This is a genomic window from Curtobacterium citri (assembly GCF_030362955.1).
Taxonomy (GTDB): Bacteria; Actinomycetota; Actinomycetes; order Actinomycetales; family Microbacteriaceae; genus Curtobacterium; species Curtobacterium citri.
The window spans coordinates 136883-150392 of record NZ_JAUCML010000001.1; the positions used below are offsets into that span (position 1 = coordinate 136883).

Here is a 13510-nt window from a genome sequence, read left to right on the forward strand (position 1 = left end):
GGGGACTACGCGGGCTGCGCCGCCGTGTGCAGCGGGACGACCACACCGTGCGACTCGCGCAGCACGTCGAGAGTGCGCTGGACCTCGTCCGCGCGCTCCTCGGTGGTCCAGCCGAGCGACCCGGCCATGACGTCAGCGAGCTCGTCGAGCAGGTCGATCGTCACGCCACCGACGAACGCGAGGTTCGTGCGTCGCAGCACCACGTCCACCAGGTGGACCGCCTGCTCGTGCTCGGCGAAGTAGGCGACCTCGGCGCGGGTGAGCGACGGGTCCGACTCGAGCGCCTCGACCGGGCCGTCGGTCAGGACGTCCACGACCTCGGCGGCACGGGTGCCGTAGCGCTCGAGCAGACCGTCGACGAGCTGCTCGTCGAGGCCGTCGCGGTGCGACTTGATCCACAGGGCACGCTGGGCGTCCGTGGTCGGGAAGTCCTTGCCGCCGCCGATCGGCATGCCGGTCGTGTCGACCTTCCGGGCCACGCCGAGCTTCGTCGTGACGTCACTCGACAGGTGCGCCGCGAGGGCACGGAACGTCGTCCACTTGCCGCCGACGAGCGACAGCACGGTGGTCGACGGCAGGCCAGCGATCGGGGTGTCGACGATCCGGTAGTCCCGGGAGACGAAGCCGGGGGCGGTGTCCTCGTGACGGGGGAGCGGCCGGATGCCCGAGTAGCTGTAGACGATGTGGTCGCGGGTGACCTCGATCTGCGGGAAGACGTGCTTGACCAGGCCGAAGAAGTAGTCGATCTCCTCCTCGGTCGTGGTGACGGGCTTCGACGGGTCGGCGTCGATGTCCGTCGTCCCGATGAGCACGCGGCCCTTGAGCGGGTAGATGAGGACGATGCGCCCGTCGTTGTTCTCGAAGAACAGCTCGCGGCCCTTGGTCGCCTCGAGCAGCTCGTCGTTCTGCACGACGATGTGGGAGCCCTTCGTGCCGCCCATGTACTTGGTCTCGCCGCCGAACGCCTGGTTCGTCAGGTCGGTCCAGGGCCCGGACGCGTTCACGACGACCTCGGCCGAGAAGACGAACTCCTCGCCGGTCTCGCGGTCGCGCAGCACGACGCCGCCGTCGCGGGTACCGGCTGCCTCGACGTAGTTGACGGCGCGGGCGGTCGCGGCGCTGCCGGTGCCCTGCGCGGCGGCCAGGCCGTCCTTGAGCACGTCGAGGGCCAGGCGCTCCGGCTCGTGCACCGACGCGTCGTAGTAGGTGCCGGTGTACTTGAGGTCCTTGTTCAGGGCCGGCATGTCCTCGAGCGCGGCCTTCTTCGTGCGGAACACGTGCTTCGGCACCGAGCCGCCGTCGCGGGAGAAGGAGTCGTAGATCGTCATGCCGATCTTGATGAGCATCGCGCCGCGCTCCTTCGTGGAGCGCTGCTTGTGCGTGAGCATGCGCAGCGGGGCGTTCATGATGCCGGAGAACGTCGAGAAGATCGGCATCGTCGTCTGCAGCGGCTTGACGTAGTGCGGGGCGATGCGGATGAGGCCGTTGCGCTCCTGCACGCTCTCGCGCACCAGGCGGAACTCGCCGTTCTCGAGGTAGCGGATGCCACCGTGGATCATGTGGCTCGACGCGGCGGACGCACCGCCGGCGTAGTCGCCGCGCTCGACGAGCACGACGTCGACACCCTGCAGGGCGAGGTCGCGGAAGGTGGCGATGCCGTTGATGCCGCCACCGACGACGAGGACCTGTGCGGTCGGGCGCTCGGTGAGCGCGGAAACGGTGTTCCGGGGCTGCGTCTTCTTCGACATGGTGCGTCGCTTCCTTGGGTCGGTTCCGTGGGACGACTTCGATCGTGCGCCTCCGTGAGAGGCCGGGCAACTCACGTGCACGAACGTGCAGCACACCTGTCGGCGTCAGCAGCGGGGCGGGCAGGCGCGACCGGGAGGCGCGACCGGGGTTGCAGAGGCCGTGCACGTCCGTGCATGCTCGGTTCCCATGAGCGACGCGGCGCAGCCGATGCGGACCCAGCAGGCGCTGCGCGCCGCGCACCTGTACTACCTGCAGGACCTGACGATGGACGCCATCGCCGACGAGCTCGGGACGTCGCGCTCCTCGGTGTCGCGCCTGCTGAAGTACGCCAGGGACACCGGGCTCGTGGACATCCAGATCCGCTCGCCGCTGGACCAGGCCGCCGCGCTGAGCCGGAACATCCGCGCGCGCTTCGGCGTGCACGCGCACGTCGTACCGGTGCCGGACCACACGAGCGACGTCGACCGGCTCGAGCGCGTCGCCCTGAGCGCCGCACGGATCCTCACGCAGTACGTCGAGTCGAACATGGTGATCGGCATCTCGTGGGGCTCGACCGTGAGCGCCGTCAGCCGGTACCTCGTGCCGAAGACCACCCACGGGTCGACGGTCGTGCAGATCAACGGGGCCGCGAACACCCGGACCACGGGCATCGTCTACGCGTCCGAGATCCTCCGTCGGTTCGGTGAGGCCTACGGCGCCTTCGTGCAGCAGTTCCCGGTGCCGGCGTTCTTCGACGACCCGGCGACGAAGGAGATGCTGTTCCGCGAGCGCTCCATCCGCCGGGTGCTCGACCTGCACGAGCGGATGGACCTCGTGGTGTTCGGCGTCGGCGCGCCGCAGGCCCCGGTGCCCTCGCACGTCTACTCCGGCGGCTACCTCGACCCGGCGGACCGCGACGAGCTCACCGAGGCGGGCGTCGTCGGCGACGTGTCGACGGTGTTCTACCGGGCCGACGGGTCGTGGAAGGACATCGGGGTGAACGCCCGCGCGGGGGCGCCGGACCTCGACACGATCAAGCGGTCGCCCCGGCGGGTGTGCGTGGTGGCCGGGCGGTCCAAGGCGGCCTCACTGAAGGGCGCGCTCGCCGCGGGGCTGATCACCGACCTCATCCTCGACGAGAGCGTGGGGCAGGCGATCCTGCAGCCCTGAGTCAGGGCCTGACGTACTTTGTCGGTGGTCGCCCGTACGTTCTGGTGCATGGTGCTTCCTCGCGATACCGGTCAGCCGGCTCCCGACACCACGCGCCCGGCGGCCCCGTCGTCGGCGCCGTCGAACGGGTCGTCGCACGACGATGCGCGCTACTTCCGACGGCTCGTCGGCAGCGACGTGGACGAAGCCCTGGCCTTCTTCACGGGCGACTACGACTTCCGGACGCCGCGGGTCCGACGGACCCGGCAGCGCCCGCACTGGGACTTCGCCGGCGTCGGTGACGAGCGCATGTCGCTGCGATCGTCCCGCTTCCTGGTCGACCTCCGGACGGAGAGCATGGTCGACGACCAGTTCCTCGTCGCGTGGCTGCGGTCGGGCTCGAGCACGATCACCCACGGCGGCCGGTCGATCGACCTCGAGCCGGGTGTCCCCGTGGTGCTGCCCTTCGCCGAGGCGTACGAGCTGCACCACCGCGACATCGGCCTGAACCTCGTGCACCTCGACCGCGACCACGTGCGAGCGACCGTCGGTGACCCGGAGTTCGCGTTCGAGGCGATGCGGCGACCGACGGCCGAGGGCATCCGGACGTGGCAGGCCGCCGTCCGTGCCCACGCGTCGACGTGGCTCGACGTCGAGCACCGGATGACACCGACCGTGCAGCGGACCATCACGGACGCCTTCGTCGCCGCCGCGGTCGAGGCGTTCCCGCGGCGCGACCGCTGGCAGTCGTCCGTCCACGGCAACGGCCCGGAGCACGACCGGCTCCGCCGCGCGCTCGAGTACGTGCACGCCCACGCGCGTGACGCCATCGGCACCCCGGAGATCGCCGCCGCCGCCGGGTTGAGCGCCCGCGGGCTGCAGCAGTCGCTCCGTCGGCACCTCGACCAGACCCCGGGTGACCTGCTGCGGAGCGTCCGGCTCGACGGTGCTCGCGGCGACCTGCTGCGCGGCGACCGCGACGAGACGAGCGTCGCGGACATCGCTCGGTCGTGGGGGTTCGGGCACCTCGGTCGGTTCTCGGCGACGTACCGCGCGCGGTTCGGCGAACTGCCGAGCGAATCGCTCCGGACGCGCTGACACCCGGTTCGGCCGAGCCGGCGACCGACGAGCCGGTGCCGAACGTCATCGCACCGAACGCCGCCGGTCTGCGCAGATGTTCGGCCGCAACGTGCTCGACACGAACCCGAGCGCATCGTGGAAGGGACCTGCACCGCCCACGAAGGAGTCCGTGATGCTCATCGGCGTCCCCACCGAAGTCAAGAACAACGAGTACCGCGTCGCGGCCACCCCGGCCGGTGTGGGTGAGCTCACGCTGCACGGGCACGAGGTGCTCGTCCAGGCCGGAGCGGGGGACGGCTCGTCCTTCGCCGACGACGAGTACCGGGCCGCGGGCGCGACCGTCGTCGGCACCGCCGCCGAGGTGTGGGAGCGCGCCGACCTCGTGCTCAAGGTCAAGGAGCCGGTGGCGTCCGAGTACGACGCGATCCGTCCCGGCCAGGTGCTCTTCACCTACCTGCACCTCGCGGCCGACCGCTCCCTGACCGACGCGCTCGTGGCCTCCGGCGCGACCGCGATCGCGTACGAGACCGTGCAGCTGCCCGACCGGTCGCTGCCGCTGCTCTCGCCGATGTCGGAGATCGCCGGGCGCCTGTCCGTGCAGGTCGGGGCCCACCAGCTCATGCGGACGAACGGCGGTCGCGGCCTGCTGCTCGGCGGCGTGCCCGGCACCCCGCGCGGCCGGGTCGTCGTGATCGGCGGCGGCGTCGCGGGCGAGCACGCGGCGACGATGGCGCTCGGCCTCGGTGCCGAGGTCACGGTGTTCGACATCAGCCTGCCCCGCCTCCGAGCGCTCGACGCCCGGTTCGACGGACGCATCACGACGCTGCGGTCCTCGTCGCACGCGATCGCGGACGCCCTGCGCGACGCGGACCTGGTGATCGGGTCGGTGCTCATCCCGGGGGCCTCGGCGCCGAAGCTCGTCACCGACGCCATGGTCGCCGACATGCGCCAGGGGGCGGTGCTGGTCGACATCGCGATCGACCAGGGCGGCTGCTTCGAGGGGTCGCGGCCGACCACGCACGACGACCCGACGTTCCGCGTGCACGACGCCGTCTACTACTGCGTGGCGAACATGCCCGGCGCGGTGCCGCGCACGAGCACGATCTCGTTGACGAACGCGACGCTGCCGTACGCGCTCGCGATCGCCGACCAGGGCTGGGAGCAGGCGACCGCCGCCGACCCGGCGCTCGCGAAGGGCGTCAACGTGCACGCCGGTCGCGTGGTGAACGAGGCCGTCGCCGCTGCCCACGGCCTGGCGGCGGCGGGCCGCTGACGCGCCGGCGCGCACGCCGCTACGCGCCTGGCCGAGCCTCGGCTGGACGGACACTTTCGCGAAGATCCTGACGCGAAAGTGTCCGCCGGGCCGAGCCTCGGGCAACGCCGCTACGCCGTGCGCGCCGGGGAGCCCGCGCGAGCACGAGCCCAGCCGGTGCGGGTGCGGACCACGAGCGTCACGACCACCACGACGGCGACCGCCACGACCGATGTCACCGCAGTCGGCACCGACACGAGCGGGCCGTCGAGCCGCGCGACCGCGACCCAGGCGAGCCCCCACCCGAGCGCCGCGGTCGGGGCCAGGCGTCCGCCACCCCACACTGCGAGTGCGACGCCGACGAGCCCGGCCACCGCGGCGACGAGCACGCCCCACGCGTCCTGCCCGAGCCCGAGGCCCCGGAAGCCCGCGGCCGTGAGCACCGCAGCGGTGTTCGCCGCCGTCGCGACGCACACCCACCCGAGGTAGAGCCCGAACGTGCCGTCCGTGACGACCGCTTCGACGGTGCCCGACGGACGGGTGCGACGGAGCACCACGAACGCCCAGGCGAGCACGGCGAGCAGCGCGACGATGATCGGCTCGCTCGCCCACAGGAACCCGAACTGCACCGACAGGATCCAGGCGGCGTTCAGGAGCAGCGAGAGCACCACGGGGGCGAACAGCCGCTCGTGCCGCTCGTCGTCGGCGGTCCGGAAGCACTGGCGCACCGCGTAGGCGATGAGCCCGACGTAGACGACGCTCCAGATCGAGAACGCGGGACCGTCCGGCGCGATGGCCGTCGACGACGCCGAGAGTGCCCCGCCCGCCGCGTCCTGGATCGGGGTCCCGCCCGCGGCACCCGAGCCGACGAACGCCCCGACGACCGCCACGACCGCGCTCACGGCGACCGCGATGCGCTTCCAGATCTTCCTCATGTCCACTCCGTTCGTCAGCATGCTGATGAAATCGACCGTACGACGTCGACCGGCCGCGCGCGCAGCCGGCGTCCAGGAGCGCGGGGGACGGCAGCGGAGCGTCGCACGGGTGCGTACGGTGGCCTCGTGACCGTCGCGCTCAACACCGTCTACGTCGACCGGATCGCGCCGATGGCGTGCCCCTCGCTCGACGACACCTTCCGGCTGGTCGGCGAGCAGGGCGCCAGCGCGTGCATCGTGCTGCACGAGCCGGACGCCCAGGAGCTCGGCGACGTCGCGGTGGCCCTCGGCCTGCACGAGCTCGCGGTCGAGGACGCCGCCGAGGGACACCAGCGGCCGAAGCTCGAGCGGTACGGCTCGACGCTCTTCACCGTCCTCAAGCCGGCGGTCTACCACGACGGTGCGGAGGAGGTGGAGTTCGGTGAGGTGCACGCCTTCGTCGGGCAGGACTTCTTCCTCGCGGTCGTCGCAGCCGACCCGCGCGGCCGCGAGGCCGTCCCGCGGGCCCTGCAGCGCATGAGCGGCAAGCCCGGCCTAGTGACCGCCGGACCGCAGGCGCAGCTCTGGGCGCTCATGGACTCGATCGTCGACGGCTACGCGCCGGTCATCGACGGGCTCGAGGAGGACATCAACCAGATCGAGGACCAGCTGTTCGCCGGTGTCACCGGGGTGTCGCGGCGCATCTACGAGCTGTTCGGCGAGGTCGTCGACTTCCAGCGCGCGGCGCGGCCCCTCATCGGCATCATCGAGAACCTGCACCGGGGTGCCGAGAAGTACCACCTGCCCGTGGAGCTCCAACGTCGGTTCCGCGACGTGCTCGACCACGTCATCCGCACGGTCGAGCGGCTCGACACCTTCCGGCAGCTCCTGCAGAACGCCCTGACGGTCGACTCGACGCTCGCGGCGCAGAAGCAGAACGACGACACGAAGCGCATCTCCGGCTGGGCCGCGATCCTGTTCGCGCCGACGCTCATCGCGGCGATCTACGGCATGAACTTCACGCACATGCCCGAGCTGTCGTGGACCTGGGGCTACCCCCTGTCCATCCTCGCGATGGTGCTGTTCGCGGTGGTCCTGTTCGTGGTGTTCAAGGTCAAGCGCTGGTTCTGATCCCCGTGCGCTGACCGCTCCCACGCCCGTCGGGTTGCGGCAGCGCGCACGGACCGGAAGGCTCGACACCGTCAACGACGCCGACCGGAGCACCGATGCCGACCACCACGCCGATCTCGCACGACCTCGTCCACCTCACCGCCGGGGGTGTCTCCCTCGTCCTCGACTGCCGCGCGAACGCGCTCCCCGCCGTCGTGCACTGGGGCGCCGCACTCGGGTCCCTCTCCGACGACGAGCTCGTCGCGCTCGCGGACGCCGACGTCGCCGTCGTGGCGAACAACGAGGCCGACGTCCCCGTCCGCCTCGCCCTGCTGCCGGAACCCCACCGGGGGTGGACGGGTCGTCCCGGGCTCTCCGGCCACCGCGACGGTCGCGACTGGTCGCCCGCCTTCACCGTCACCGCCCTCGACGTCGACGGGAACCGCGTGGTCGCCGACGCCGAGGACACGGTCGCGGGACTGACCGTCCGGGTGACGGTCGAGCTGCTCGGGTCGGGGCTGGTCCGTGCCCGCGCGGCGGTCACGAACGCCGCCGACGGCGTGTACACGGTGGACGACCTGACCGTCGCCCTGCCCGTGCCCTCCCGCGCCCGCGAGGTCCTCGACTTCGCCGGTCACTGGGGCAAGGAGCGCACCCCGCAGCGTCGCGCCCTCGTCGTCGGCGCGCACGAACGCGACAGCCGCAAGGGTCGGACGGGTGCCGACGCCGCGACCGTCCTCAGCGTCGGGGAGCCCGGCTTCGGCTTCGCCCGCGGCGAGGTCTGGGGCGTGCACACCGCGTGGAGCGGCAACCACCGGCACTTCGCCGAGCGGCTCGCCACCGGTCGCCAGGTCGCCGGGGGCGGCGAGCTCCTGCTGCCGGGGGAGGTCCGGCTCGCGACGGGCGAGTCGTACGAGGGACCGTGGGTCTACGCCGCGTACGGTGACGGCCTCGACGACCAGGCCCGGCGCTTCCACCGCTGGCTGCGCAGTCGGTCCCAGCACCCGTCGACCCCGCGTCCGGTCACCATCAACGTGTGGGAGGCCGTCTACTTCGACCACGACCTCGCGCGGCTGACCGACCTCGCCGAGCGCGCTGCCCGGCTCGGGGTCGAGCGGTACGTGCTCGACGACGGCTGGTTCCGCGGTCGGCGCGACGACCACGCCGGGCTCGGCGACTGGTACGTCGACGAGGACGTCTGGCCCGACGGCCTCGGCCCGATCGTCGACCGGGTCCGCGCACTCGGCATGGAGTTCGGCCTGTGGTTCGAGCCGGAGATGGTCAACGAGGACAGCGACCTCGCCCGGGCGCACCCGGAGTGGATCATGCAGGCCGACGGTCGGCTGCCCGTCCGCTCCCGAGACCAGCAGGTGCTCAACCTCGCGATCCCCGAGGCCTCCGCGTACGTGCTCGAACGGATGACGGCGATCATCGGCGAGTACGGCATCGACTACGTCAAGTGGGACCACAACCGCGACCTCGTCGAGGCGGGGCACCCGGGCGGTGGGGCCGCCGTGCACGAGCAGACCCTCGCGACGTACCGGCTGATGGCGACGCTCAAGGAGCGCTTCCCGTCGCTCGAGATCGAGTCGTGCTCGTCCGGTGGGGCCCGGGTCGACCTCGCCGTGATCGAGCACACCGACCGCGTGTGGGTGTCCGACGACATCGACCCCTCCGAGCGCCAGCAGATGCACCGCTGGACGCAGCAGCTCCTGCCCCCGGAGCTCCTCGGGGCGCACGTCGCCAGCGGCGTGAACCACACCACCGGGCGCTCCCACGACGTCTCCTTCCGTGCGGGCACCGCCCTGATCGGGCACCTCGGCATCGAGTGGGACCTCGCCCGGGCCACCGCGGACGAGGAACGCACGCTCGCGTCGTGGATCACGCTGCACAAGGAGTGGCGTGCGCTCCTGCACGGCGGTCTGCTCGTCCGGGTGGACGAGGTCGACCCGACGCGGCTCGTGTACGGCGTGGTCGCCGAGGACCGCCGCCAGGCGGCGTTCTTCGTCGCCAGCACCGGTCGCTCGGACGTGTCCGGTGTCGGCCGCGTGGTCTTCCGCGACCTCGACCCCGACACGCGGTACCGCGTCGACCCGGTGATCGTCGGTGCGGGCGACGACGTGCGGGCGCCCGCGTGGTGGTCCGGTGACCGCGTCTTCACCGGCCGCGTGCTCGAGCAGGTCGGCCTGCAGCCGCCCCTCGTGCCGGCCGACCGCGTGGTGCCGTTCCGCGTGACGGCCGTCTGACCGTGACGTGACCCGCTGCCGGACGGGAGGCGCGTTGCGACACCGCCACGGGCCTCCCGTCCGGCCACCGGTCACCTGCCGGGCCGGGGGCGGCCCCGACGGGCCGCTAGGCTTCCGGACATGCCGCAGACCGGGAACGCGACACGCACGACCACGCCGGTCTGGGCCCTCAAGCTCGCCGTGATCACCGCCCTCGTGGGCATCGCCGGCGGTGCCGCGGGCATCTCGGTGTGGCTCGCACTGCAGGCGATCCAGTTCGTCGCGTTCGGGTACCCGTTCGGCGGGCACCGCGAGGCGGCGGATGCGCCCTCGGGGCTGAACCGCTTCCTCGCGCTCACCGCGGCCGGCGTGCTCACCGGGGTCGCGTGGTGGGCGATCCGGCGCTGGGCGAAGCCCGTCGTGTCGGTGACCGCCGCCGTCGGGGGCAAGCGGATGCCCGCGCTCGCCACGGTCGCCAACGCCGCCGTGCAGATCCTGGCGGTCGGGCTCGGCGCCTCCATCGGCAAGGAGGTCGCGCCCCGCGAGATCGGTGCCTGGCTGTCGCAGCTCGTCACGGCGCGCGCCGGTCTGACCGCGCGCGAGACCCGCATCCTCGTCGCCTGCGGCGCGGCAGCCGGTCTGGCGGCCGTCTACGACGTCCCGCTCGGCGGCGCGCTGTTCGCCGTGGAGGTCCTGCTCGGCGAGCTGACCTTCGCGACCGCGCTGCCGGCGTTCGCGACGAGCGCGATCGCGGCCTTCACGGCACGGCTCGTGATCCCGGACGAGGTGCTGTACCACGTGCCGGCGATGCACATGTCGCCGTCGCTGCTCGTCTGGGCGCTCGTCGTCGGACCGCTGCTCGGCTTCGCGGGCGTCGGCTTCGTCAAGCTCACGAACCGGCTGCAGGGGATGGCGCCGAAGGGGTGGCACCTGCTCGTCGTGCTGCCCGTGGTGTTCGCGATGGTCGGCCTCATCGCGGTGCCGTTCCCGGAGATCCTCGGGAACGGCCGGGCACTCGGGCTCGTGGCGATGAACGCGACCACCGAGGCGCCCGAGTTCGCCGGGCTGTCGCCGATCGTGTTCCTGCTGCTCCTCGCCGTGATCCGCACCATCACGACCTCGGCGACCATCGGCGCCGGTGCCGTCGGTGGCACGCTGACCCCGTCCATCGCCATCGGGTCCGCCGCCGGCGCCGCGCTCGGCGGGCTGTGGGTGCTGCTCTGGCCCGCCGACGGATCGAACCTGGCGGCCTTCGCGTTCGTCGGCGCCGCGGCGTTCCTCGCGACGACGATGCGGGCGCCGTTCACCGCGCTCGTGCTCGTCGTCGAGTTCACCCAGGAGGGCACGGACATCCTCGTCCCGTCGCTCCTCGCGATCACCGGTTCGGTGGCCGTCGGGTACCTGCTCGCCCGCCGGCGCAGCGCGCAGATGGCCTAGGCGCGGCCGACTCCCGTGTCCCGACGCCCGGTCCGGACACGGGCGTGGACCGCGCCTAGCATCGACCGCAGGTCGGGGCAGCGGGCCCCGCACGAGCTGAGGAGCATCCCGTGGCAGGGTTCGACGACATCACGAAGAAGGCGCAGGAGTTCCTGAAGGACGGCAAGGTCCAGGACGCCCTGAAGAGCGAGAAGGCCGAGGACGTCAGCGACAAGATCCTCGGTGGCGTGGCCGACGCGGTCAAGAAGGCCACCGGCGGCAAGTACGACGACAAGATCGACGGCGCCCGCGAGCAGGCCGACAAGCGCATCGGCAACGAGTAGCACCGGCGCTTCCGCTCACAGCGATTGGACGGAGCGGGCGCGACGGACCACGATTGTGGGGTGACCGTCCTCGCTCCGAACCAGCCGCTGACCGACGCCGAGGTCGCCGCGATCAAGCGGGACTTCCCGATCCTCCAGCAGGAGGTGAACGGGCGTCCGCTCGCCTACCTCGACTCCGGGGCGACGGCCGAGCGGCCGCGGCAGGTGCTCGACGCCGAACGACGCTTCCTCGAGCAGGACAACGCGGCCGTGCACCGTGGCGCGCACACGCTCGCGGCGCTCAGCACCGACGCCTACGAGGACGCGCGTGCCACGGTCGCCGGCTTCGTCGGGGCGGCGTCGCCGTCGGAGGTCGTCTGGACGGCGAACGCCACCGACGCCCTCAACCTCGTGGCGTACGGCATCGCCAACGCCAGCCGGGGTCGCGGTGGAGCCGCCGCCGAGCGCTTCCGCATCGGCCCGGGCGACGAGGTCCTCGTCACCGAGGCCGAGCACCACGCGAACCTCGTCCCGTGGCAGGAGCTCGCGGCCCTGACCGGTGCGACGCTCCGCTGGGTGCCGGTCGCCGACGACGGCACGTGGACCGCCGACGACGCGACCTCGCGCATCACCGACCGGACGCGGGTCGTCGCCTTCGCGCACGTGTCGAACGTCACCGGCATGATCGCGCCCGTGGCGGAGGTCGTCGCCGCCGCCCACGAGCACGGCGCCCTCGTCGTGCTCGACGCCTGCCAGTCCGCGCCGCACCGTCCGCTCGACGTGCAGCAGCTCGGCGTCGACTTCGCCGCGTTCTCCGGGCACAAGATGCTCGGGCCGAACGGCATCGGCGTGCTCTGGGGTCGGGGCGAGCTCCTCGATGCGCTGCCCCCGTTCCGCACGGGCGGATCGATGATCACGACCGTGACGATGGAGTCGTCCGAGTTCATGCCCGCTCCCGAGCGCTTCGAGGCGGGCACGCAGCCCGTGTCCCAGGCCGTGGCGCTCGCCGAGGCCGTCCGGTACCTGCAGGCCATCGGCACGGACCGGGTCCGTGCCCACGAGGAGCAGCTCGCCCAGCGCATGCTCGAGGGCCTCGCCGCGGTGCCCGGCATCCGCGTCGTCGGTCCGCCCGCCGGGGTCCCGCGGTCCGGGCTCGTGGCGTTCGACGTCGACGGCGTGCACGCCCACGACGTCTCGCAGTACCTCGACGCGCAGGGCATCGCCGTGCGCTCCGGCCACCACTGCGCCCAACCGCTGCACCGTCGCCTCGGCCTCGTGGCGACCAGCCGCGCGAGCACGTACGTGTACACGACCGAGGAGGACGTCGACCGGTTCCTCGCGGCCGTCGCGGAGATCCGCGGCTACTTCGGAGCGGCCTCGTGAACGGGCTCGACTCGCTCTACCAGCAGGTCATCCTCGACCACGCGAAGGCCCGACACGGTGACACCGTGCTCGTCGACGCCGACGCGTCGCACTTCGAGCGGAACCCGACCTGCGGCGACGAGATCACCGTGAGCATCCGGCTCCAGCCGGGCACCGACCGCATCGCCGCGGTCGCGTGGCAGGGCGACGGCTGCTCGATCTCGATGGCGTCGGCATCGGTCCTCACCGACATGGCACCCGGGCGCACCGTCCCGGAACTGCTCGAACTGACCGAGGCGTTCCGGACGATGATGCGGTCGCGTGGCGCGGGGGAGCCCGACGAGGACACCCTCGAGGACCTCGTGGCGTTCCACGGCGTCTCGAAGTTCGTCATGCGGGTCAAGTGCGGCATGCTCGCCTGGGTCGCCGCCGAGGCCGCCGCCCGCGAGGCCACCGCCGCGTGACGGGCACGGGGGACCAGGTCGCGGCGGACGCCGCGCGGGACCACCGGCGCTCCGGCCGGACCGCCGTCGTGGCCGCGCTGCTGACGTGTGCCGTCCCGGTCGTCATGCTGCTGAACGTGGTGGGCACGTGGACCCTGTACGGCCCCGACGAGACCCCGGCGCACGTCCGGACCTACGAGCTGCTGCTGGTCGCCACGCCCGTGCTGGTCGTCGTCGCCGTGGTGTCAGCGGTGCGCAGCGGCGTCCGTTGGCCGGCGTTCGTCGCGCTCACGATGGTCCCGATCGTGCTCGTCGCCGCGTGGGTGCTCGCGGTGCCGCAGGGACGGTGGGCCGACATCCCGAGCCTCAGCAACGACACACCCGCCTGCTGGAGCGGCACCGACAGCTGCGCCGAGTCCGGCGGCTGAGCCCGCCGCTCGCGTCAGACCGGCCGGGCGACGGGCGACCCGCGCCGGACGTGTGTGGCGGGGCGGAGTCGGGGCGGGCC

At 72.5% G+C, this 13510-nt stretch carries 12 protein-coding genes; 10 read left to right on the forward strand and 2 right to left on the reverse strand.

Translation table 11 applies throughout. The features are described from left to right. Window positions 1-5 precede the first annotated feature (5 nt). On the reverse strand, window positions 6-1748 hold the full coding sequence (locus tag QUG92_RS00615) for a glycerol-3-phosphate dehydrogenase/oxidase (protein WP_182045646.1): 1743 nt from the start codon (window positions 1746-1748) through the stop codon (window positions 6-8). Window positions 1749-1935: 187 nt separating this feature from the next. On the opposite strand from QUG92_RS00615, the gene QUG92_RS00620 reads away from it, so the two are divergent. From QUG92_RS00620 to ald, 3 genes are all read left to right on the forward strand, one after another. Beyond that, complete coding sequence (locus QUG92_RS00620) at window positions 1936-2898, forward strand: sugar-binding transcriptional regulator (protein ID WP_069713399.1); 963 nt, start codon at window positions 1936-1938, stop codon at window positions 2896-2898. Between the two features lie 48 nt (window positions 2899-2946). Continuing rightward, window positions 2947-3975, forward strand: a complete 1029-nt coding sequence (locus QUG92_RS00625; protein WP_182045647.1) for a helix-turn-helix transcriptional regulator — start codon at window positions 2947-2949, stop codon at window positions 3973-3975. A gap of 154 nt (window positions 3976-4129) precedes the next feature. Continuing rightward, entirely contained in the window at window positions 4130-5230 is a 1101-nt protein-coding gene (ald, locus tag QUG92_RS00630; RefSeq protein WP_289457199.1) for an alanine dehydrogenase, read from the forward strand. A gap of 110 nt (window positions 5231-5340) precedes the next feature. Here ald and QUG92_RS00635 read toward each other — a convergent pair whose 3' ends face one another. Continuing rightward, window positions 5341-6144 carry a TspO-related membrane protein gene (locus QUG92_RS00635; protein WP_289457200.1) on the reverse strand — a complete coding sequence of 268 codons (804 nt, stop codon included), beginning with the start codon at window positions 6142-6144 and terminating at the stop codon, window positions 5341-5343. A 126-nt stretch (window positions 6145-6270) separates the two neighbouring features. On the opposite strand from QUG92_RS00635, the gene QUG92_RS00640 reads away from it, so the two are divergent. The 7 genes from QUG92_RS00640 (at window position 6271) to QUG92_RS00670 (ending at window position 13430) form a co-directional block, all read left to right on the forward strand. Continuing rightward, window positions 6271-7254: a magnesium and cobalt transport protein CorA gene (locus QUG92_RS00640; RefSeq protein WP_289457202.1), complete on the forward strand. Its 984-nt coding sequence runs from the start codon at window positions 6271-6273 to the stop codon at window positions 7252-7254. 95 nt (window positions 7255-7349) lie between these two features. Beyond that, window positions 7350-9479: an alpha-galactosidase gene (locus tag QUG92_RS00645; protein ID WP_289457203.1), complete on the forward strand. Its 2130-nt coding sequence runs from the start codon at window positions 7350-7352 to the stop codon at window positions 9477-9479. A gap of 120 nt (window positions 9480-9599) precedes the next feature. Continuing rightward, complete coding sequence (locus tag QUG92_RS00650) at window positions 9600-10895, forward strand: chloride channel protein (RefSeq protein ID WP_289457205.1); 1296 nt, start codon at window positions 9600-9602, stop codon at window positions 10893-10895. 110 nt (window positions 10896-11005) lie between these two features. Further along, window positions 11006-11218, forward strand: coding sequence for an antitoxin (locus QUG92_RS00655; protein ID WP_182045652.1), 213 nt, complete (start codon window positions 11006-11008; stop codon window positions 11216-11218). Window positions 11219-11278: 60 nt separating this feature from the next. Then, window positions 11279-12580, forward strand: coding sequence for a SufS family cysteine desulfurase (locus QUG92_RS00660; protein ID WP_289457207.1), 1302 nt, complete (start codon window positions 11279-11281; stop codon window positions 12578-12580). Next, window positions 12577-13023, forward strand: coding sequence for a Fe-S cluster assembly sulfur transfer protein SufU (gene sufU, locus QUG92_RS00665; protein WP_289457208.1), 447 nt, complete (start codon window positions 12577-12579; stop codon window positions 13021-13023). The genes QUG92_RS00660 and sufU overlap by 4 nt, the downstream gene beginning before the upstream one ends. Then, a complete protein-coding gene (locus QUG92_RS00670; protein ID WP_289457210.1) occupies window positions 13020-13430 on the forward strand; it encodes a hypothetical protein in 411 nt (136 codons plus the stop codon). Before sufU ends, QUG92_RS00670 begins: the two co-directional genes overlap by 4 nt. Window positions 13431-13510 lie beyond the last annotated feature (80 nt).

Bases quoted from the DNA above. Each gene is read 5' to 3' on its own strand.
- QUG92_RS00645 (WP_289457203.1), top strand. From the start codon at position 7,350: ATGCCGACCACCACGCCGATCTCGCACGACCTCGTCCACCTCACCGCC.
- QUG92_RS00615 (WP_182045646.1), bottom strand. From the start codon at position 1,748: ATGTCGAAGAAGACGCAGCCCCGGAACACCGTTTCCGCGCTCACCGAG.
- ald (WP_289457199.1), top strand. From the start codon at position 4,130: ATGCTCATCGGCGTCCCCACCGAAGTCAAGAACAACGAGTACCGCGTC.
- QUG92_RS00620 (WP_069713399.1), top strand. From the start codon at position 1,936: ATGAGCGACGCGGCGCAGCCGATGCGGACCCAGCAGGCGCTGCGCGCC.
- QUG92_RS00650 (WP_289457205.1), top strand. From the start codon at position 9,600: ATGCCGCAGACCGGGAACGCGACACGCACGACCACGCCGGTCTGGGCC.
- QUG92_RS00625 (WP_182045647.1), top strand. From the start codon at position 2,947: ATGGTGCTTCCTCGCGATACCGGTCAGCCGGCTCCCGACACCACGCGC.
- QUG92_RS00635 (WP_289457200.1), bottom strand. From the start codon at position 6,144: ATGAGGAAGATCTGGAAGCGCATCGCGGTCGCCGTGAGCGCGGTCGTG.